Raw genomic sequence first — 21,686 nt, 5'->3', positions numbered from 1 at the left:
TTATGAGTGCGCCAAGCAAACCAGACTGTGAGTTAAACTGAAGAGCCGGATGTGAGAAATCAACAAGTCCGGTTTTGTGAGGGGCATTGACTTTTCCTCACATTTAACAAATAAAAAATTATGTTTATGCATGAAAGGAACTATATTATGTCTACTCAACGAAGTTTAATGCTGTCAATCGCTGCGAAAGTATTTTGTGTATGTGTCGCGGTAAATCTCTTATATGCCGCTGATGAGCCGGATAAATTTGAGGCCATAGCTGTTGCCGGCATACAGAAGCATCAATCCAGGATTGAGATTAATGAGCCCCAAAAACTGCCGCAAATAGAGTTGGAAAGCAAAGTCGGCGATGCTTCACTGCCTGTGATAAAGCATAAGAAAATGGATAGCAGAGAGGAGTTTGAAGCCGAACTCTCACGCCTGAAACAGCAATACAAACCATTTTTAGCGGATAATACTCCCCCGTTTGCCGCTAACCGCAGCCGGTTGGAATTGAAAGAGTTTCAGTTTCGTATGGAAGATAGCCTGGACAGAACGGATATTTCTAGGGTATTCAATGGCGATGGGCAATGGCAGCAGCTTACAATTCCTCACTATACCGGGCCGCTTGGCTGGTGGCGTGCGTATTACCGCAAGGAGTTTGTGATACCGCAGGATGTATTGGATAAGGATGTTCAGATACTGCATTTCGGCGCAGTAAGTTATGAATGCGATGTGTACCTTAACGGCAGAATGGTTGGTTCCCATACCGGCTGGTTTAGTCCGTTTGAAATCGACGTTACCGAATTCATAAACCGCGGCGGCAAGAATGTACTTATGGTTGAGATACGCAATGAACCAGCGGCTCAGCACGGGCAAGGCGGCAGAAAGATATTCGCCGCGACAAGCCCCGGCTGGGACGACCCGTATCGCGGCTGGCACTGTGATCAGTCGGGCGGCGGCATCTGGCAGGAAGTTTATATTGAAGGCTGCCCGAAGATTCATATAAGTGATATATTCGTCCGTCCAAACATCGATCAAAATTATATCGACGTTACGGTCGAGGTCTATCAACCGGCGGCCTATATGCTCGAAAATAAGCAGGTGAGGGTTGCTGAAAATATCGAGCTGCGCGTTTCAATTTATCCCAAAAATTTTCAGGGCGCGGCTATAGAGAATGTTATAATGCCGACAGAGTATCCCGCGGATTCGTGTTATACGGAATATATGGGCAGAATTAAGATGGATGATTATAGGCTCTGGGAGCTTGAGAGCCCTTATCTTTATAGTATATGCGCCGAAATTTCGCCTAAGGGCAAGAATGGGGAGAAGGATTTGCTTGTATCCCAATTCGGGATGCGAAAGTTTGTGATCGATACCGACGGCGAGCCCAAAGGTACCCTGTATCTCAATAATCAGGAAGTCATCCTGCGCGGCGCAAACCACATGGGACACCTGCAGCGGGAAGCTATGGAGGGCGACCACGAACAGATAATCGAGGACATCCTGATCGCGAAAATGGCCAATATGAATTATTGGAGATTAACGCAAAGTCCGTGTCAGCCGATCGTATATGAATATTGCGACAGACTTGGAATTATGACACAAACGGATTTGCCGTTATTTGAGCTGCTTTCGCGTTCGGCTTTTACGGAGGCAATTAAGCAGGTCGGAGAGATGGAAAAACTCGTCAGAAATCATCCCAGTAATGTTATGATATCATACATTAACGAAACAAATATACGGCATCAGGATAATCGATGCTACCTCAACCGTGATGAGCTTGAAGATTTTTTCAAGGCCGCTACACTGGTTGTGCATACCTACAATCCCGATCGCGCAGTCAAGCCCATAGACGGCGACTTTGCCCCGCCGCCTCCGGGGCTGCCTGATATTCATACATATTCATTGTGGTATGGTTCGGGATGGCTGCCATGGGGCAAGTGGCATCGGGGCTATAACATACCGGGCAAGCCCGGTTGGAAATGGGGAACAGGCGAATATGGGATTGAAGGATTAGAGGCCGCCGAGACAATGTTTCAGTATTATCCCAAAGATTGGCTGCCGGAAAACACCACACAGCCGTGGAACCCGGATAAGATCGCTCTTGCCCAGACATGGCGTACGCATTTGCAGTGGTATGAATCGCAGAATAATATGCAGGATTGGATCGAGGCAAGCCAGAATCATCAAGGTTGGGCTGCAAAGATGATGACAAGAGATTTGCGGCGGTTTAAGGATAGTACATCTTCCGCCGTGCATCTGCTGATTGACGCATGGCCTGCCGGTTGGATGAAGACATTGGTTGATGTCAACCGCATACCTAAGAAATCTTATTTTGAATACCGCAGCGCACTTAAACCTTTGATAGTTGATATTCGTATGGATCGCACCAGATATTTTGCAGGTGAGCCGTTGGATGTTGAATTCTGGTTGTGTAATGATAAGAAGGCCGAATTGGAAAAGGGTACGCTTATATGGGAAGTATGGGATGGCGGCAAGCGAATATTCGCTCAGTCAAAGACCGATGTTACGATACCGTCTTACGACCCCCAATTCTGCGGTTACTTTGGTTATGCCGCGCCGGATGTTAAGGAAAGGTTATCGCTTAGGATCAAACTTGCAATAGCTTCACCGGCGGGTGATATTCTGGATGCGACTGAAGAGAATGTCGAAGTATTTCCTCGAATTGACCACAGTGAAGCCAACCAGTCAATTCAAGCGATGATTGCCGACGGAGACGGACAAGGCAATGCGTTTAAACTCGCTTCCGCTTTGGGGCTTGATATAAAGCCATTCAAAAAACCGTATAGTCAAGCGGATATTATTTTCATTGAAAACCTGCAAAATATCGAAGATGTAAAGAACGACATTGTTGAATATGTCAGGCAGGGCGGCAAAGTGGTAACGCTTGAGCAGAAAGAAAATACAATTTTCACCATTGATAAGTCTAATCTCGTTTTCGAGGAGTTTCCGCACAAAGTAGGCAGGGAGTTTGTCTCGCGCAATACCGGCCATAAAATCGCAAATGATTTCAAACCACACGATTTCGGTTTCTGGTATAACTCGCAAGGTGATTATATCGATTATATCAATACTGTATACGCGATTTATAATCTTGATTTACAGCAGCCTGATTTTTCGGAATTTGCGGCCGATGCGATTATGTTTAATTTTGGCACGGAAGATGCGCACATCGAAAAATTCAATCTATCCTGCGGAGAGGTCTTCGACGAGGGTAAGGGTTACGGCTGGGATAAGAATTTGTCCACTTCGCTTAGGAGAAGAAATAAATCGGATAATCTTATGCTTGATACCGGTATTACGGTAGCTCCCGGCGGTGCCGCGACTTTCTCTGTTCGGCTGGAAAACGGCAGATATTGCGTTACTCCGATTTTGGGCGATGCGGTATATCCCAATCACTTTGACATATACGCCGAAGGAAAATTCCTTGACGGCCAGGACCTTGATGCCGCGGCGTGGTTTTTTAAGTCTTACGATGTTGAAGTTAAAGATGGCAAACTTGATATGACTGTAGGTTCGGTTGAGTACGGCGGCAATGTCGGGAATGTAATCAACGGGCTGATAATAGAGAAATGGAGCGAGAAGACAAGCCAGAGATTAGCGGCTCGTCAAGCGGCATCCAGAAGCCGTACGTTTAGCAATGTACTTGAAACCGGTTACGGCAGCACAAGATACGCGGCGGTTGGAGAATTGAAGATTGGCAAGGGTAGTTTTTTCTTCTGCCAGCTCAAAACATATTTTGATGTCGCGGTTAACCCTGTGTACGGTGAATTCTGGCAGAAGGTGATTGATTATTGATGTTTTTAATATAAGGAAATTGTCATGATTTGTATTTCAAAAAAAATAGGCAATATCATTTTGCCGTTATTGCTGCCCGCTTATTTATTATTTGCGGCAGGCGTTTTGAAAGCGGAAACAGCAATAATATGTTCAGATTTGTCAAGTGAACAGGATAAGTTGTTATCTGAAAAGCTTATGTTTGAACTATCTGGAGCAGGATACCAAACAGATCGTCTGAATACCTTGCAGCTTTGCGATAAATTACCTGCCTATCATTATGATCTTCTTGTATTGTGTGATGCCGCTAATATGCCGTTAGAAACTAAAGTGTCAATAGAGACTTTTCTTAAAAAAGGCGGCAATATTATCGTGTTAAGGGCGCCTCTGTGGCGAGAGGGAATTGTCAATGTTCAGGGGCAGTTTTACAATAAAGAGCAATACCAGAGACACAATGCCGATGTTGTGCCGGCTAATATAATCCTGAATTTCAACAATAATAACCATCTGAAATGGACGATTGAGGCAACTATTAAAAATCCGCCGGTGTTGTACGAAGTGATACAAGGCGAAGATGTACCGGGTGGCCGCGGACTTTATGTTCAAATGCTGCAGCTGGACAGCTCTGACCACGAGTTTGGTTACTATATGATTTCCCCGATGATCGATACGGCTATTCCAGAGGATAACGGCATGGTCGTTTTTTCAGCTAAAGGCGGGAAAGATACTCCTGAGATGGTGGTTGAATTGGTTGACGAGAAAGGGATAAGCTACATCAAAGTTGTGCCGCTGTTTGAGCAATGGATGCTGTATAAGTTTAAGGCGGAAGATTTTGTTTCTGCCCAGAATGAGAAATTTGATTTGAAAGGCATACGAAAGATGAAGTTTGGGCAAAATTCGGCCCAAACGGGTTATTCTACAAAAAGATGCGAGTTCTGGATCTCGCCGGTCGGAACATCTAAAAACGATGATGCGTATGAAAAATTTAATGCGGCAGACGTTTTGCCACACTGGGATACGTTGGCACCGGCTAAAAGTTTTTTCAAGGTCGGCGATGTCTCAGCTTTGAGTTTGAGCGGGGAACAGACAATAATATCACAAGGGTTAAAGTTCGATAACGCCGACCAGATTTATTCGCCGCATCCAAGATCTCAGGGTAACGGATTTAATAAGTGCGTCAACTGGAGATGGATGCCGTTAATACATGCCCAGAGTGAGGATGGACAATGGCGGGGCAATCCTGCGACTATGGTATTAAATTTTGACGGCCCGTTTAAGGGAGGAATGTGGGCATCGTTTGGAGTTCAGGATTACAAATGGTACACATCTAAAGATGTCGTAAAGGCGATTGGCGATATCTCAAGATATATGAAAAGGAAAGTGTTTCTGGTAGATGGCGGTACGGATAACTATACTTACTTTGAAGGCCAGAGCATTAAATTAGGGGCTCGGGTTATTGATTTTGGACAGGAAGCCGGCTCGGCCATTACAGCGAAAATCACAATGAAAGAGGCGGATGGCGGCAGACAGGTCATAGTTAAAGAATGGCCGCTCAATAATTTACAATCTGGGATATACACTTTTTCTATGGATTACAAACCGGAAAAATGGCCTGAAGATGGATTTGTAGTCTGTGCGGAAATGTATGATAATTGCAGAATGATTGAAAGCGTATCTCATGAGATATTTGCCTGGAAGCCGAAAAAAGATAAAAATTTCGTAACGGTAAAAAATGGCGATTTCTTCTTATACGGCAAGCAGTGGAAACCGAACGGTATTGTATATATGCCCTCGTCGGGTGCTGCCACTGAAGATTACGCATATTTTGTAAACTGGCTTGGAAAACAGCCTTATGCGCCGGAAGTTATTGACCGTGATCTGAAAAAGATCAAGGATATTGGCTTCAATGCTGTGAGTGTATATCCTATGACGCCGGCGATACCGCTTGATACACAGAATCTGGTCGATCTGATTCGGCGTATTGATATGCTTGGTATGAAAGTGAATCTTTTCTTGCAGACCATTGATCCTACCGGTATGACATTTGACTGGAATTTTGTTCGTGAAGCTATTGCAAAATATAGATTGAGCGAAAATGACACAATATTTGCCTATGATATTTGTTGTGAGGGACGTTTTGAACCGCAATCGGGAAGAATAAAATGGGATTCGCAATGGCTTGACTGGATCGTAGAACGTTACGGCAGTATAGAAAATGCAGAGAAAGACTGGAAATTTGCTGTTCCAAGAGATGAGAATGGAAATGTTACAAATCCCGGACATCAGTATTTGTATGAACGGGGGCCATGGTTTAGGATGTCGGCTGCTTACAGGAGGTTTCTTGATACGCTGATATATAAAAATTGGTCACAAAATGCCAGGCTGATAAAAGAGGTGGATTCCAACCATCTTGTAAGTTTTAGAATGTGGGAAGCTGGTAATCCCACCTATCGATGGGATAAGTTTTTACCGTACGATATGCCTTATCTTGCGGCGGCTGTAGATATATTTGAGCCTGAGGCTTATGGGCGACTGGGGAATTGGGAGTGTGTGAAAAAAGGACGATATGTGTTTGATTACTGCAGGTGGGCTGATGCAGATAAGCCTGTGATATGGGCTGAGTGCGGATGTAATACATGGGGCAGCGGCAGTAATAATACCCCCGAGAGATTGCTGCAGTATCAGGCGGATTTTTATGCGGATTTCTATAAAATGCTGCTGTTTAGTCAAGCCGACGGGGTGTTTTTCTGGTTCTATTCAGGAGGATATAGGTATTACGAAAACAGCGACTATGGGATAGTTAACCCTGACGGTACGGATAGGGCAGTAACGAAGGTTATCCGCGATTTTTCGAAGAAGTTTACGCAAAGCAATCCGGACAGTGAAGTCGATTATTGGATTGAGATAGATCGCGATTTGCACCCCGATGGTGTTGCTGGATTATATGAACAGACCAGGGATGAATATTGGGAAGCGATAGAATCTGGATATACTCCGGGGTTCAGGACCAGCGGTACAGGTACCGACTCAGCGAATTGTCCATTGACGGCTGTCGGGAATACTGAGTTTAATCAAAACAATCCGCTTAAATATCTGGATGCTGCGTTTGACTCATTTCAGATCAAGAGATATGATGGGCAGTGGATAACGGTAAAGGATGGCGACTGGGTTGAGTTTGACCCTGCTTGTAATGTTGTTGCAAGGATCAGTCTGACCAATCTTGGTGAATCGAGTTGGATCAAAGGGGATAAAGATGCCAGGATACAAAAGAAAGGGGCGGTTAGTATCGTTGCCAACAGCAGTGTATCTATCAAGACCCCATTGGTTGAGCCCGTAAGACATCTGGGCTCTGTCGAGTTAGAAGATGTTGAGGTCTTGCCTGCCGGTGCGATTAGCTGCGTTGAGGTTACGGTAGGTTTATTATCTGAAAAAAGAGGAATGTTTGGTGAAAAGATGCAGATAAAATTGAAGCCTGATAAAAAAGATGCAAAACCGCTCGCCGATATTATAGGCAGCACCCACGCGGTGGGGCGGTATCATCTTACGGATAAGGACTTCCTCAACGAGGGTGCTGATCAGATTTTGGAGCTTGGTTCCCGCGTGATCAAGATATGGTTTTACGGCAAGAGCAATGAAAGGCCGGCGCAAATGTATTCTTACAATTCGGATTGGCCAGAGGTTAATTCGCTGGTTGGAGGCGCTAAGCTGCCGTATTTTAAGACGTTGTTCGATAAGCCGTTCATGACATATATCTTTGTGGTCAGCTCTCTTGGCCGTCCCGAGGATTACTGGCGGCAGGGGATTACCGACGCGGATGTCGCCGATGAACAAAAGCAGTTCTATGAGCTTACGCAATACCTGCTTACCGCCTATAGCGGAACAGGCAAGACATTTATATTCCAGCACTGGGAAGGCGACTGGATGACGCGGGGACACACCGATGCGACTATTGACCCGACCGAAGATGCCTTAAAGAATATGGTGTTATGGCTCAACGCCCGTCAGGACGGCGTAACCGAAGCTCGCAATGAAACGCCACATAAGAATGTCGCCGTGTATCATGCCGCCGAGGTCAATCGTGTTGTGTCGTCTATGCGTGATGGCCGCCCTAATATGGTGAACAAGGTGCTGCCGTATACTCATCTTGACCTTGTGTCGTATTCCGCGTGGGATGGCGCGATTGAAGAATACAAGACGCCTGAAGTCTTGCGGCAGGCTCTTGACTTTATCGCTCAAAACGTCCCGGACAGCGAAGCATTTGGCGAGAAGAACGTTTATCTCGGCGAATTCGGCTGGCCGGAAAATACCTATGGCAAAGACAATGCCCTGTTGGCGGTTTCGCAGGCCGTTGAAACCGGTCTTGAGTGGGGCTGCCCATACATTGTCTACTGGCAGCTTTACTGCAACGAGCTGGTAGACCCTGCGACAAAAACGCCGGTAAAGAATAATAAGGATGTTCGTGGCTTCTGGCTGGTAAGACCAGATGGTACTAAAAGTTTCTGTTGGGATTATTTTCATCAAGTACTGAAGCAATAAACACGTATTATTTCTTCAGTACTTATTGTGTAAACATAATGTAGTTGTTAAGCTGGTGTGTCACGAAGATAGGCGATGTTCTCTTTGTGGAGAGCTATAGCCTATCGAACTCTACAAATCATGGAGGTATTGGCCCTCCGTCGTTGGCTGACAGGAGCGAGCGACAAATCGCCATAACGCTGCATTAGTTAAGAGCTTTTGTGGTGAGCGGTTATGGAAAAGGCGTAATATGATTACGTCAGATGTACTATCAGGAGACGAACGAAAGTGAATCATACGATGAGGCGTCGAAACAACTTTATGGTGTCAAAAGCAGAAATCCGGCTTTTTCTGTTATCAGTTTGGGCGTTACCTGTATCCGGCCCAAGTGGCATCCGGCGTATAGTATGGCGTGACCTGATAGCAGGGGTTTGTAGGGAACGTGAGAACCTGTCGCTTCGATGTCAAGGGAGCCGCACAAATAGTTACAGCTATAAGTGCCAGAGTACCAATGCGAAGCACAGGGGCGGAGTATCCCGTAGTAGCGTTGATTGTCCTGTAATGGGGTAGGAGCCAAGGGGATACCTCATCCAGTCTTATAATATTGTCAACCAGCAATGGGAGGAACAATGTGAATAAGACAAGACCAAAATCTTTTGTTATTTCTAAGAATACGGTGTGGAAAGCATACCAGTATGTCAAAGCGAACCGTGGCAGTTGCGGAGTAGATGGAGTGTCTTTGGAAGAATTTGAAAAGAATCTCAAAGGCAACCTCTATAAGCTCTGGAACCGATTGTCATCAGGCAGTTATTTTCCACCACCAGTGCGAAGGGTAAATATCCCTAAAAACAAGTGGTAGCACCCGACCGTTAGGTATTCCAACGGTGGGTGATAGAATAGCCCAGATGGTGGTTAAATTGGAACTTGAGCCAAAACTGGAACCAATATTTCACAGTTGGTCTTATGGGTATCGTCCCAATAAGTCAGCTCTTGAAGCTGTTGGCGCAGCCCGTATAAATTGTTGGCAGCAGGATTGGGTACTTGATCTGGATATCAAAGGATTCTTTGATTCAATCAGCCATGAGTTGTTAATGAAAGCGGTGCGTAAACATACTGATTGTCGCTGGCATTTAATTTATATCCAACGCTGGCTTAAAGCACCGGTAATGCAAGCTGATGGCACTCTTGAACAGAGTTCATGTGGGACTCCTCAGGGAGGTGTCATAAGCCCACTACTGGCAAACCTGTTTCTGCATTATGCGTTTGATGTCTGGATGGTCAGGCATTGGCCTGATATCCGATTTGAACGTTATGCAGATGATATAGTTTGCCATTGTGTGACTGAGCAGCAGGCAGAGAATCTTCTGGCAAATCTTCGAGAACGTTTTAATGCCTGCAGATTGGAACTTCACCCAGACAAAACTCAAATCGTCTATTGCAAAGATAGACGACGCCGGAAAGTGTATCATAATACCAAATTTAACTTTCTGGGATTTGAATTTCGAGGCCGTCAAACGATTGACCGCAGGGGAAACTGTTTTGTTGGTTTTAATCCTGCAATCAGTCCCCAAAAGGTTAAAGATATTCGAATACGAGTTCGTGAAATGGTGGGTGTTAAGCGGCGCTGAAAACAGGTCAGTAATGAGCGGGTCAAAATAGGTCATTTTGAAAGGAAGTTTTTGCCTTAGAGTCGTTATATTATCGATATTATCGAAAATATAACGGAGGTCTTTATGGCGAACTATCTAAAAATGACTAAAAGAAGTGTAATACAGACATTAACCCCAATTTCTCACTTAGGGGTGTAAAACAGGGTTTATGGTAGCGCCCGCGGTGTTGGTGTGTCGCCAAAGGGGGTCTTAATCTTTGACCTGGCTGCTGTATATTTTGGGTGGCTTCTGCAGCGGCAGATCCATGTTCAGGTGGTGCAGTATCAGACGCTGATCTGCCTCGGGCTCGGTGTACCTCTCCATCAAGAGGTACCGACCGTCAAGTGTTTCAAATGTCACATCAAGCATCTGGATACGGCTCATCGTTTCCAGGGCAGCCTGTGCGGTCAGGCCGCAGGCACTCACCCGCAGCTTATGCCGCAATGTCACCTGCAGGCAATAACTTATAAACGCCACAAAGATATGGGCATCAACACGCTCTTCTTTATGGTGATATACAGGGCGAATGCCAAGATCACTCTTGAGTTCTCTGAAAGACTGCTCAACGTTGCACTGCAGCATATACTCATTCCAGAGTGCCTTACCATCCTTGCCCTTCTGATTGGTCCGCAAAAAGTACTTGCCGTCACGATAGATCATATCACGGTATTTCTGCCGGTTTATGTGATACCTGAATTCGCCGGCTTCAATCCGCTCCTTTTGCCCCGGAATATTGAGCTCCACACATCTATAAGCTTTACCGGCCTGCGATTGCAAAGCCCCAAGGCGTTTATAAAAACGTTCATAATTGCGATATCCCTTGAGTTTTTCAAGTCCGTCAAGATATTTACGCAGTTTTCTTTTACGCATGGCCCTCTCCTTTTGCATACGATCCCTGCTCCTGGCAAGGACATAGCATTCGCCCTCTTTTTCGATGTATTTCACATGAACACTGCTGTTTACCTGCTCCCAGTCCTTTTGAGAAAGTTCACTGCTATAATCATCGAGCTGTCTGCGGGGTGTGCCAACAAGATAGCTTATATTGTTCTTACGCATGAACTTGAGCGTAGCTTCCGTTGGTATGCCCCTGTCCATCAGCCAGACCCTGTTGGCCTTGCCGTACATTGTTTCTATCTTGTTGAGCAGGGGTCTTAATGTCGTCTTTTCAGATGTATTTCCCTGAAGTACTTCATAGTCAAGAGGAAAGCCCTCCGGCGTAACAACAAGGGCTATCAGCACCTGTCTGCAATCACTGCGTCTGTCTTTGCTGTGGCCGAATTCTGCCTTGGGATTCTGCTTGCATAGCCCCTCGAAATACGTGCTGGTGATATCATAGAGCAGGATGTCGTACTCAAGGTTGAACATTCCTTGCCAGGTGTCTTTAAGGTATTTGCAAAGTTCGTCTTTGTATGGAAGGATACGGTCAAGACAACGGTAGAGCCTGTTTTTCTCGGCAATCTCAAAATCACAATCAAGGATGGCGTCCATAGCACTCTGGCTGAACCAGTGCTGATGGACAAAGTATTCGGCAGAAGGTTTTATCAGCCTGCTCACCGTAAGCAACTTGAGGACTTTTGAGAATGCGACCGGCGATCTGTCTGTATCAATCCGCTCTGACCAGAAGCGGTCAAAACCAAGCTGATCCCACATCTCAGAAGCCAGCCAGCAATCGCCAAACCTACGCGGTCGTTCCAGTCTCATCTTTGAGATGTTAACCGGTATCGTATCAACATCGTGACAGCTCTGGTTGTCCTGATCAAAAGCAAAAAGGGTTTTGTGTACAGGTTTGTTATCTTCGTTGATTATCTCAATTGATCTCTGCCAGGCCTTCTTTTGAGAGTCGCTGATCTCACCAAGGTAAAGAACCACCTTCTCCACATGCCGATTACCGGAGACCTTCCGCTTCTCAGCAATACTGTAATAGGTGTTGCATTTACCGTTCTTTTTACGCCTGTGCTTTTTCAAATACATACCCAAATTATCGCATAGAAATTCACCTATGCAATAGGGCAGGTCTGTACCAAAGCCAAATCCAGAATCGAAACACCCCTCAAAGGCCAGAAACATCGAAAATATTTTTATTTTTACCGGTTTCGAGACCTAAGTGAGAAATTGGGGTTAAGAGAGCGTAACTGGTCTTGCAGGCGTATATCCAGAGAGCTTGGCATCCACCTGGATACGGTGCGTAAGTATGCAAAATCAGACAATGATAATTCAAAACAGGTCACTAACGCGCCTCCCGGGTCGGTGGCCCAAAGCTCAACCGGTCCGGTAAGCAATTGTGAGCCTTACCGTGAAATAATTAAGAACAAGCTGGATATGGGGCTCAGCCGCCGGCGTATATGGCAGGATCTTCGTGACGACCACGGCTCTGATGTCAGCTACCACAGCGTTCGCAGGTTTGTCAACCGCCTCAGTAAAAATTCGCCTGTTCCGTTCAGGCGTCTTGAATGCAGGCCCGGTGAAGAGGCTCAGATAGATTTTGGTACGGGTGCACCGGTAATAACGAAAGATGGCAGACGAAAAAGAACTCATGTAATACGGGTAGTGCTTAGCTTCTCCCGTAAATCCTACAGCGAGGCAGTTTTCAGGCAGACCGGCGATAACTTTATAAATTGCCTGGAAAACGCTTTTCACCACTTTGGCGGTGTTCCGCAAACACTGATAATAGATAATCTTAAAGCTGCTGTAAACAAAGCTGACTGGTATGATCCTGAGATACACCCAAAAATAGTGTCATTCTGCCGTCATTACGGTACCGCCATTTTACCCTGTAAGCCGTATACCCCAAGACACAAGGGTAAGGTTGAAAAAGCAGTAGCATATGTCAAAAATAACGCCCTCAAGGGCCGCAGCTTTAAGAGCCTCTCAGAGCAGAATCAGTTTCTTCTCAGCTGGGAGAGCCGTATTGCCGATACCCGTATTCACGGCACTACCCGCAAGCAGGTAGGCAAATTGTTCACAGAACAGGAAAAGCCTGCTTTATTGAGGCTTCCGGTTGGAAGGTTTCCTTCATTTACAGAAGCTCAGCGGTCCGTTCACAGGGACGGCCATATAGAGGTAGAGAGGACCTATTACTCGGTGCCTCCGGAATATACCGGCCGCAAGGTATGGGCAAGATGGGACGGCCATATGGTAAGAGTATTTAACCGCAGCATGGAGCAGATTGTTGTTCACGCTAAAGTTGAGCCGGGCAGATTCCAGACTCAGGACGGACATATTCATTCAGAGAAAAGAACAAAGATAGAAAACGGCGTTGTATGGATGCTTGAACGAGTCAGTCTGATAGGTGAGAATGCCCAGAGATGGGCCCGGCAGATGCTTGAGGCCAGAGGAATACCTGGTATCCGCGTACTTCTGGGCTTGCTGAATATGACCAATACCTATAACGGTAACAAAATCGATAATGCATGTAAAATAGCGTTAAGCCACAATGCTTTTCGATTGAAGACCATCAGGAGTATTATTAAACACGGCGGTGACAGGCAGCTCCAGATGGAATTTATAGATGAGCACCCTATTATCAGAGATATCTCCAGTTACGGAGAATTCGTAAGAGAGGTTCTGGGCTGAACAATAATCATAACTTATTCAGGAGCAGATTATTATGAACAATTCACTGCATAACACATTAAAATCACTAAGGTTGTCAGGTATGCTTGAGACACTTGAAGTTCGATTGCAGGAGGCAGCCGGCAACAGCCTCACTCATGCTGAGTTTTTAGAACTGATCCTGCAGGATGAGATGCTGGTCAGAAAGCATCGCCAGATCCAAAGGGGTATTAAGGCTGCCGGGTTTAGAGAACTCAAGACACTGGAGGAGTTTGACTGGCAGTTCAATACTTCGATTAAAAGAAGCCGGATATTTGATATGGCCACATGCCGCTTTATCAGTGAGGGCGTTGATGTTCTGCTGCTTGGCCCTCCGGGTGTGGGCAAGAGTCATTTGTGTCAGGCGATAGGCTATCAGGCAGTCAAGGCAGGCATGGCTGTGCGGTACCGCTCGATATTTGATGTTGCCAGGGATTTTCTGCACGAAGATGCCTTTGCCTGTCAGGATAAGGTAATGAACAGATATCTCAAGCCGGAGCTGCTGATAATCGATGACATGGGCATCAAGCATCTGCCAAAACGCTGCGGCGAGTATCTGCTGGAGATCATTATGCGGCGACATGAAAACAAATCCACGATGATGACCTCCAACAGGCCGCTGGAAGACTGGGGCAAGCTAATTGGCGATGTACCATCGGCAACCGCAATCCTGGACAGGTTTTTGCATCATGCTGAGATCATCAACATCACAGGCCGCAGCTACCGACTCAAGGACCGTGCCGAGCATGGTGCCTGTGAGAAAAGAGCCGGCCATGAGGGCTGACTCAGTCTTAACCGGCCTGTCCCGCCCGGCTTGCGGCGGCCAGGTTCCGACGAGCTTTTTGGGTGGCCCATTCTCACCCGGCCGCCGGTCCGGGCGAAACAGGCCTGGCGTATCTGCCCAATAACGTCGAAAATAATCGTTTTATCCAAATCCAACTTGACAAATGAGAGTAAAAATAGTAAATAACAACTGGTTTAACTGACCCATTTTGAACGCGCTCATAGTGACCTAATTTAAAGCGCCGATTGACACTCGTATCTGCGACACTTTGGTTGAGACCTTGGATTTGCCTCCTAGAGCAAGCAAGTTACTACAAGTGAAGTTATATGAACTGTTTCGTATTTATGATGGAACCCAAAACCAATACCCAACACTTTTTGATCTGTTTGAGTCTGTAAAAGCTGATAAAGATTTGAACCATCAGGCCAGAATTGCGATTGTTGATAACCTCGAACCGATTTTGCGCTCGCTTGAGCCAGACGTATTGGGTTACAGGTACGGCTGGAGGTCAACTGACCTCGCAGGTTATCATATAGCATTCGAACTTGCAGGTTGTTCGGAGGTGGATAAGAATCTCATTCTTAATACATTGATACTTTCTGAATTCATTTCAAGGGTTGCAAGAGGGATCTCCAACCCAAAGATGGACCTGTTAATATATATAGATGAGGCACAGAAATTATGCTGTAATTCTTCGGCAATCGCTGATCTGATTGGTCTCGTTCGAGGGACGGGTATAGGGGTTGACCTGAGTCTGCAGAGTACGTCCAGTCTGCTCCCCCAAGTCATAAGCAATACGTCAACTAAAATTATGGGCAGATGCGGAAGCTTTACTGATTACAGTTCCGCAGGTTCCAGTATGGGCCTAAGCAGTGAGATGATTCACTGGGCCCAGCACAATCTCAATCCTGGTACGTTTATTGGTCAGCTTGGAGAGGGTCAGTGGAGGCATCCATTCGTATTCAGCATCCCCAAAATGAACCTTAACCGTAATACTGGGGTCGATACAGATCGGGCCAACCCATTTCCAGAACTTAAAGTTATTCCAGCTAAGGAATTCGCAGACTGGCCTTCATCCCCCAAAATCGCCCTGACCAGCCGCAGGGTTACCATCCCCAGAGTATTTGAGAGTAAGCAGGAATATTTATTCTGTAAAGCTGTCGTTGACACTCCAATGAAGCCTTCAAGTGAGTACCCCAAAATAGCGGGCATAAGCCCCAATAAGGCTCGTGATGTCCGAAAAAAACTAATCGATATGAAGTATATAAAAGAGAACGTCCTCGAAACCGGAGGCCGAGGCAGGAGTACTATTTTGCTCGAAGCCCTCCCGGAAGGAATTCAAGCTATAGAAAAATACGGAGAACAATCATGAATTATGCTATCTTTGCACTGTCAATAGTGGCTGTAATAGCTTTCTTTCTAAGGGGTGGCAAACTCCATACCCATCTTGCCCTTCAGACGGAAAGTCTTCTCAACAGGGCCGGCTTTGAAACCAGGCTGGAACATCCGGAAAAACTCCCTGACGGCAGGTTGGATTTTGTGGATATTCTGGCCCGACGGGGCGAGGCTATGATATTTGTGGAGATTGAAACCACGCCAAGATATGTCTTGACCAACGCTGCCAAAGCCGAGCGATTAGGCATCCCCTTGATTATTGTTGTACCCAGCAAGAAGGTTCAGAAAGAGGTCAAGGCAAGACTCAGATGTTCTGGCCTTAGACCCGGCGGAGAGCAGATTTGTATATTGTTACTAAACCATCTAAATAAAGAACTTATGAATTAAATATCGTTATTTATCCCGGCTAATGGATAAATAATAAACAATAAATAAACGTTAATAAGGAACGGAATGATGAAAATCAAATGGGCAAATATTCTGACAGCAGCAATTCTTATATTTCTGGTCACACTTGGCGTCAAGTTGGCCAGAAACGTGGATGATATCTCCCTGAATATAAGACTTCCTTACTACCTTGAAGATCCGGTGTATGGTCTTATGTTTCTTGGGCTTATATGTGTCACAATCGTTGCAGTGGTAAAGATTATTACAAAAAAATAATTTTTCCCATACACAACCCTTTTTGAGTGGAGTGTAGGGGTATAGACAGATGTAGTTGCTCAAGCAACTGACTAATCAATAATGAATAATAATTTTAGGAAGGACAATTATGGAAGAAAAGAAAAACATCTTAGAGCAGAGTGCCTCTATGGCAGCAAGATTGTTTCAAAATCTTGGGCTTTTTATCGACGAATCTGTGAAGAATAACCTGCATACGATGTCAGATAATGTCGTGCAGCTATCTAATCAGCTGAGTCAGGTTGACACAAAACAGCAGCAAAGCATCTATGATGCTCAAGGCATTAGAAAGGAGTTGGAAGATATTTCATCAATCGGAAAACTCCTTGAAAGCACTGTCGAAACAACCCGCATCCTGTCAAAAGAACATTATGATCAAAGTGTGATCCAGCCGATTGTCAGGTCATTGTTCCCCGTGTTTGATCTTGTAGAAGATACTCGCAGACACCGGGCAGATGCAGATTGCAAAGCAGATGACTTTTTAGATGCTCTCTGGAGTCAGATGCTGCAGTTTCTGTCTGTTTACGATGTTGATATCATCAGGCATCAAACAGACGATAAATTCGACGCGAAGCTGATGAAGCCAATCGAAAAAATACCAACAACAAATAAAGAACTTGATAAATGTGTTGCTCAATCCCTTCAGGTGGGATTCAGTATGGGCAGCCAAAGGATGCTGAGGCTTGAAACTATTTCACTTTTCGAGTACCAGGCATCAGAAACTAATATAACCTCTATCGAAAGGAATCAAAAATGATTATTCCAGGTATTGACGCAGGAAACTCACGGTTCAAATTTGCAGAGCCAGGTGTTACCGGTGTTCCGCAGTTAATCACCAACAGGTTTGGTGAGCCATTCACACCAAGTGCCGTGTTCTTCCAGGCAGAGGGACCGCCAATAGTTGGTACAGAAGCCTTGAACGCCGGTTTTGCAGAACCGGATCGGCTTGTTACCAACTGGAAGAGGAGTATGGGTACAGATGCAGTGCTGCATTCATCTGACGATGGTACCGCCTACAGGGCAATGGACATACTGGCGATCCTGCTTGCTGATGCTAAGGACAGCATAGAGATCAAGACTGACCAGGTTGTTAATGAGGCCGTGATTACCGTCCCCGCCAACTATACAGAAGCTCAGAAACAGCAGACAATCGATGCCGCCGCTAAGGCTGGCATTAAGGCAATCCTGTTACCGCATGAGCCGACCGCTGCGGCTCTGGGTAATGAACTCCATAAAAGAAACAACTGTACTGCACTTGTCTTTGACCTTGGCGGTGGAACATTTGATGTCTCTATCGTTCGATCAACCGGCAACGTCTGCGAGATTATCGCTACCGGCGGTGACCCCAATGTCGGCGGAAGAGACTTTAATGACCGGGTTGGCGAGAAGCTTCTGGATGAGTTTGAAAATACCAATAGCTTTAGACCATCAAAAGAGAAACACCCTATATTTTTCCAGGAGATGACTCAGAGGATAGAACAACTCAAGATCAGTCTCTCTATAAAGACACAGTCGCAGATTGTTCTTTCTTGCGAGGGTAACCAGTTGAATATGTCCGTATCAAGAGATCAGTTTAACTCCTGGGTAACCGATATTGCCAAAAAGACCATTGTAACAACCGAAAAGGTCATTGCAGGTGCTAATCTGGATATGTCTCAGATAGATGAAGTGTACGCTGTCGGCGGCGGTTCCATGATGCCCATAATCAAAGAGCTGCTTGAGGAGGTTACCGGCAAAAAGGTTTCACGCAGGTGTGAACCGCATGTTGCAGCTGCTATGGGTGCGGTACTTGCCGGTCGGATTGAGTATAGCCGACAGGGAAAATCATATAAATGCGGCGAAGTCGTATTGCCGGCACCAGTAACGATCCTCCATGATATCCTGAGCTATTCGGTTGGAGTAATGGCTTTGGATGAGCAAGGCAATGAAGTATGCAGTGAGATACTTCCAGAGAAAACACCAGTACCGTCAATACAGACCCGGCTGTTCAAGCTTGCCCAGCCTGATCAGACTGCCGTTACAATCAAGATACTGGAAGGCGAAGATGGCAAAAACGCCGACCGGTGCCTGAGCATAGGCCATTTCGACCTTAATGGCCTTCCAGTCCGCCCGGATATGATAGGCAGGATCGAGGTCACCTTCTCATTGGACAGCAACGGTCTTTTGACGGCAAAGGCACGTGATACCGCAAGTGGCAAGACTGCTGAGATGGAGATTGCCTACGATTATTCGGGCAAGAACCAGGATGGTTCGCAGGCGGCCTGAAACAATAACAAAAGGCAGGCAGTGTTATAGCTGCCTGCCAATTCTTAAAGGAATATTGACATGAATTACACAGGATTTGCAAATAGAGTTCATTCAGAGGCAAAGGGAGAAACCACGCTGACCGCGATCGACTTCTCACCTTCAATGGATTTTAACGACTGGAAACCCACAAGATTATCAGGTGCTATAACGGCCAATACGGAGCTGATAAAAAAGAAACTAAAATTATTCCCCGATGACAGAGTTGGGATAATAGGGTTTGGTAATGTCGCAAAATTGATGCATGCACCGGTATGCCTGAAAAGCGGACATGAAAACTTAATAAGAGCCCTGGAAACACGGGTCAAGTCAGACGGCACAAATTTTGTAGCAGCACTTAATCTGGCTGAAAAATGCTTCGCCGACAAAATGATCCAGCCAACGGGAAACCCCGTTTCAGATATGCTGACGGGATTGTTCTTTGAGATGAAACCTAAGAAAATAATGGATAATAATCACAAACGGATAATCCTGCTGACAGACGGCCAGCATAACGGTGGAGGTTCTCCAGCGACTGTAGCCCAACGGCTGAAAGACATCGGCGTTATCATCGATTGTATCGGTATCGGGGGTGCCCCGAAAGACGTAGACGAAAATCTGCTTCGAATGATTGCATCTCAAAACCCCGATGGATCAGTCAGGTATTGTTTCATAGGAGATCAGGATCAACTGATCAGCAAATACGAATCATTGGCAACCCATATTATGCCTTTATAGGAGGATAATCATGACAGCTTTAGTATATTTATTGATGTGTATTATCTACTTTATATGCGTTGGTCTTGATATCATAATGTTCTTCCTTCAGGTACGACTGCTCTTTACCTGGAGGAATATCCAGTGGCTGAGACCATTTGATACCGCTGGTACACCGATTGTTGATATGGTAACAGCACAGCTACCAAGGTTCACCAAAACAAGCAAGCCATTATCCGAAAAAGGAAAACTCATTATAGCCTTGTTGATGACTGCAACTCTCAGAATGACGTTTGGACTATTTATTAACCTCAAATGAAAGGACCCTAACAATGGAACCTGTTGTATATGTAGTATTTACCATTGTTTTTATAGTTTTGGTAGCAGCGATAAAGAAGCCTGTAGAAACAGTATTTCATCGTGGCGGAGCATTTTCCCTCGTGATGTCAACAGCTATTGCCATGTTGGCGATTATCGGCATGTCCTCAAAAATCAATGATTTACCCAAAAACGAGCCGGTACTAAAGACTATCCTGCTGTCATATACTGCCCTTGGTATTTTAATACTTGTAAGTATCTTCCTGGCCCTTGCCCCACGGTTTTTCATTAATCCTGAACAGCGCGAGCGTCGGAGACTAAAAAAAGTAGACCGAGAATACCCTGAAAAACTCAAGCTGAGATCGTTAATGTCAAGTAGAAAAGATATCCGTTTAACTGGAGAAAATCATGAAAGACGAACAAACCGATAATGTCATACCTCCGGATGGTTCAGTGTGTTCAGATCTACTTACTGAGCAAGAACTAATCGAATATCTCCGTATTCCTGCGGTTAGCAAAGCAGAGGATTATCATAATGTAATAGCCCACCTAAAGCGGGTCCATGATTTGCCATATATCCACATATGTCGCCAACCTCTTTATCCAGTAAACGCCATAAGGCAATGGATTGAAGAAATTACAATTTCAAAAAAATAAGATTTGCGCTACTACCTTATGTCGAGTATAATGACTGGCAGATCGGTTTTACCGGTTGTTGCTCGATAGAAAGGAGATAAGCTATGAGCAAACAATTGGTAAATTTACGAACAAGGTCATCTCGTGATGGCCAGAGTTTTACATATTATTTAGATTATCTTGATGAATTTAACAAACGACATCGGATTTCATTAGGACATTCCAACCGGCGGAAGGCTGAACGCCAACGAACGCATAAAGAGCAGGAATTGAGGATGGGTATTATTGAACCTGAATCAATGAAGCTTAGTAAGTTCTTGGAAAACAGCCTTTTACGCACAGGAAGCCAGATAAGAGAAAGCACTCAGGTAGAATACAGGGCATCTATGAATGATTTTATAAATGCAGTAGGTAATATAGATTATCAAAATGTTACGCATAGGCATGGTGAAGTTTTTCTTCAGAATTGCCTTGATGAAGGTAATAGTCCTGCAACTACCGCGAAAAAGCTACGTCAAATCAGACGGTTTTTCCAACTGGCAGTCCAGAGAGGACAGCTTGATGATAATCCTTTGAAATACGTGAAGTCCCCTAAGGTACCTAAGAAAAAGGTAAGGGTATACACTACTGATGAATGTAGCAACATCTTAGAATCTTCTCGTAAAATTCAGAAAAAATCTGTATTACAATGGGATTTGTTGATCACTATTGCGTTGGTAACTGCAATGCGAAAGAGTGAATTGTTAAATACCGTTTGGAGTGACATTGATTTTGAGAAAAAAACTATTGAGGTTAGCCCTAAGCGAGATACTGAAGAAACCTGGGAGTGGCACGTAAAAGATACTGATTGTCGAATTCTGCCCCTAACAGATTTGGCAATTAGATTACTGATCCAGCTCCAGGCTGAACGCCCAGTAGGTTATCCTTATGTGTTTTTGCCTCCGCAGCGATATGATCATATCCAAAAACTCCGCAAGCGAGGTAGCTGGACATTAAGTTCGGCAAGAATCAAGGTGATCAACAATTTCACCCGTCAGTTCAAGAGAATCTTGACGTTGGCGGGCATTGACAAAGGCGAGTTTCACGACTTACGAAGAACTGGTTTGAGCAGGATGCTTGCCAGAGGTCTGAGTAAGTATGATCTGATGACTATTGCCGGCCATGCCAAATTTGAGACAACCCAACAGTTTTATCTGGCGGTTGAAGATAATTTGGTTGGTCGGGCACGTGATGCGGTCACTGAAGGCTTCGGTGACATTTTGGCACGCACTTGGCACGCAGGTGATTTTTAAGGCATGCCTAAAAAAGAAAAAGCCTCGTAAGTCACTGACTTACAA

General features: G+C 45.3%; 16 protein-coding genes. 15 read left to right on the top strand and 1 reads right to left on the bottom strand.

Annotation, left to right across the window (positions count from 1 at the left end; translation table 11 throughout):
* The first annotated feature begins 147 nt into the window (after positions 1 to 147).
* From SMSP2_RS06360 to SMSP2_RS06350, 3 genes are all read left to right on the top strand, one after another.
* Entirely contained in the window at positions 148 to 3,801 is a 3,654-nt protein-coding gene (locus SMSP2_RS06360; RefSeq protein WP_186804895.1) for a glycoside hydrolase family 2 protein, read from the top strand.
* Between the two features lie 177 nt (positions 3,802 to 3,978).
* On the top strand, positions 3,979 to 8,316 hold the full coding sequence (locus tag SMSP2_RS06355) for a hypothetical protein (protein ID WP_146683154.1): 4,338 nt from the start codon (positions 3,979 to 3,981) through the stop codon (positions 8,314 to 8,316).
* 863 nt (positions 8,317 to 9,179) lie between these two features.
* Positions 9,180 to 9,923 (top strand): reverse transcriptase domain-containing protein, encoded by a 744-nt coding sequence (locus SMSP2_RS06350; RefSeq protein WP_222566418.1) that lies wholly within the window; start codon positions 9,180 to 9,182, stop codon positions 9,921 to 9,923.
* Between the two features lie 231 nt (positions 9,924 to 10,154).
* On the opposite strand, the gene SMSP2_RS06345 is transcribed toward SMSP2_RS06350, so the two are convergent.
* Positions 10,155 to 12,011: an IS1634 family transposase gene (locus SMSP2_RS06345; RefSeq protein ID WP_146683153.1), complete on the bottom strand. Its 1,857-nt coding sequence runs from the start codon at positions 12,009 to 12,011 to the stop codon at positions 10,155 to 10,157.
* 45 nt (positions 12,012 to 12,056) lie between these two features.
* On the opposite strand from SMSP2_RS06345, the gene istA reads away from it, so the two are divergent.
* The 12 genes from istA (at position 12,057) to SMSP2_RS06285 (ending at position 21,641) form a co-directional block, all read left to right on the top strand.
* The gene (gene istA, locus SMSP2_RS06340) at positions 12,057 to 13,517 is read left to right on the top strand and encodes an IS21 family transposase (protein ID WP_186804894.1); all 1,461 of its coding nucleotides are present in this window, start codon (positions 12,057 to 12,059) and stop codon (positions 13,515 to 13,517) included.
* A 34-nt stretch (positions 13,518 to 13,551) separates the two neighbouring features.
* The gene (gene istB / locus SMSP2_RS06335; protein WP_146682730.1) at positions 13,552 to 14,319 is read left to right on the top strand and encodes an IS21-like element helper ATPase IstB; all 768 of its coding nucleotides are present in this window, start codon (positions 13,552 to 13,554) and stop codon (positions 14,317 to 14,319) included.
* 316 nt (positions 14,320 to 14,635) lie between these two features.
* The gene (locus SMSP2_RS06330) at positions 14,636 to 15,691 is read left to right on the top strand and encodes an ATP-binding protein (protein WP_146683151.1); all 1,056 of its coding nucleotides are present in this window, start codon (positions 14,636 to 14,638) and stop codon (positions 15,689 to 15,691) included.
* On the top strand, positions 15,688 to 16,101 hold the full coding sequence (locus SMSP2_RS06325; RefSeq protein WP_146683150.1) for a hypothetical protein: 414 nt from the start codon (positions 15,688 to 15,690) through the stop codon (positions 16,099 to 16,101). The genes SMSP2_RS06330 and SMSP2_RS06325 overlap by 4 nt, the downstream gene beginning before the upstream one ends.
* A gap of 66 nt (positions 16,102 to 16,167) precedes the next feature.
* Entirely contained in the window at positions 16,168 to 16,377 is a 210-nt protein-coding gene (locus SMSP2_RS06320) for a hypothetical protein (RefSeq protein WP_146683149.1), read from the top strand.
* 109 nt (positions 16,378 to 16,486) lie between these two features.
* Positions 16,487 to 17,152, top strand: a complete 666-nt coding sequence (grpE, locus tag SMSP2_RS06315) for a nucleotide exchange factor GrpE (protein ID WP_146683148.1) — start codon at positions 16,487 to 16,489, stop codon at positions 17,150 to 17,152.
* The gene (locus tag SMSP2_RS06310) at positions 17,149 to 18,660 is read left to right on the top strand and encodes an Hsp70 family protein (protein ID WP_146683147.1); all 1,512 of its coding nucleotides are present in this window, start codon (positions 17,149 to 17,151) and stop codon (positions 18,658 to 18,660) included. Before grpE ends, SMSP2_RS06310 begins: the two co-directional genes overlap by 4 nt.
* Before the next feature lie 60 nt (positions 18,661 to 18,720).
* Positions 18,721 to 19,416 (top strand): vWA domain-containing protein, encoded by a 696-nt coding sequence (locus SMSP2_RS06305; protein ID WP_146683146.1) that lies wholly within the window; start codon positions 18,721 to 18,723, stop codon positions 19,414 to 19,416.
* Between the two features lie 10 nt (positions 19,417 to 19,426).
* Positions 19,427 to 19,714, top strand: coding sequence for a hypothetical protein (locus tag SMSP2_RS06300; RefSeq protein WP_146683145.1), 288 nt, complete (start codon positions 19,427 to 19,429; stop codon positions 19,712 to 19,714).
* 13 nt (positions 19,715 to 19,727) lie between these two features.
* Positions 19,728 to 20,144, top strand: coding sequence for a hypothetical protein (locus tag SMSP2_RS06295; RefSeq protein ID WP_146683144.1), 417 nt, complete (start codon positions 19,728 to 19,730; stop codon positions 20,142 to 20,144).
* Positions 20,122 to 20,370, top strand: coding sequence for a hypothetical protein (locus tag SMSP2_RS06290; RefSeq protein ID WP_146683143.1), 249 nt, complete (start codon positions 20,122 to 20,124; stop codon positions 20,368 to 20,370). Before SMSP2_RS06295 ends, SMSP2_RS06290 begins: the two co-directional genes overlap by 23 nt.
* An 83-nt stretch (positions 20,371 to 20,453) precedes the next feature.
* Positions 20,454 to 21,641, top strand: a complete 1,188-nt coding sequence (locus SMSP2_RS06285) for a tyrosine-type recombinase/integrase (protein WP_146683142.1) — start codon at positions 20,454 to 20,456, stop codon at positions 21,639 to 21,641.
* Positions 21,642 to 21,686 lie beyond the last annotated feature (45 nt).

The organism is Limihaloglobus sulfuriphilus (genome assembly GCF_001999965.1).
In the GTDB taxonomy this organism is placed as follows: domain Bacteria; phylum Planctomycetota; class Phycisphaerae; order Sedimentisphaerales; family Sedimentisphaeraceae; genus Limihaloglobus; species Limihaloglobus sulfuriphilus.
Note: the sequence above shows the minus strand (reverse complement) of the source record. Positions and strands in the feature narration are given on the sequence as shown.

Coding starts and splice junctions, on each gene's coding strand:
- SMSP2_RS06360 (WP_186804895.1), top strand. CDS start 148: ATGTCTACTCAACGAAGTTTAATGCTGTCAATCGCTGCGAAAGTATTT.
- SMSP2_RS06355 (WP_146683154.1), top strand. CDS start 3,979: ATGTTTGAACTATCTGGAGCAGGATACCAAACAGATCGTCTGAATACC.
- SMSP2_RS06345 (WP_146683153.1), bottom strand. CDS start 12,011: ATGTTTCTGGCCTTTGAGGGGTGTTTCGATTCTGGATTTGGCTTTGGT.
- istB (WP_146682730.1), top strand. CDS start 13,552: ATGAACAATTCACTGCATAACACATTAAAATCACTAAGGTTGTCAGGT.
- SMSP2_RS06325 (WP_146683150.1), top strand. CDS start 15,688: ATGAATTATGCTATCTTTGCACTGTCAATAGTGGCTGTAATAGCTTTC.
- SMSP2_RS06320 (WP_146683149.1), top strand. CDS start 16,168: ATGATGAAAATCAAATGGGCAAATATTCTGACAGCAGCAATTCTTATA.
- grpE (WP_146683148.1), top strand. CDS start 16,487: ATGGAAGAAAAGAAAAACATCTTAGAGCAGAGTGCCTCTATGGCAGCA.
- SMSP2_RS06310 (WP_146683147.1), top strand. CDS start 17,149: ATGATTATTCCAGGTATTGACGCAGGAAACTCACGGTTCAAATTTGCA.
- SMSP2_RS06305 (WP_146683146.1), top strand. CDS start 18,721: ATGAATTACACAGGATTTGCAAATAGAGTTCATTCAGAGGCAAAGGGA.
- SMSP2_RS06300 (WP_146683145.1), top strand. CDS start 19,427: ATGACAGCTTTAGTATATTTATTGATGTGTATTATCTACTTTATATGC.
- SMSP2_RS06295 (WP_146683144.1), top strand. CDS start 19,728: ATGGAACCTGTTGTATATGTAGTATTTACCATTGTTTTTATAGTTTTG.
- SMSP2_RS06290 (WP_146683143.1), top strand. CDS start 20,122: ATGAAAGACGAACAAACCGATAATGTCATACCTCCGGATGGTTCAGTG.
- SMSP2_RS06285 (WP_146683142.1), top strand. CDS start 20,454: ATGAGCAAACAATTGGTAAATTTACGAACAAGGTCATCTCGTGATGGC.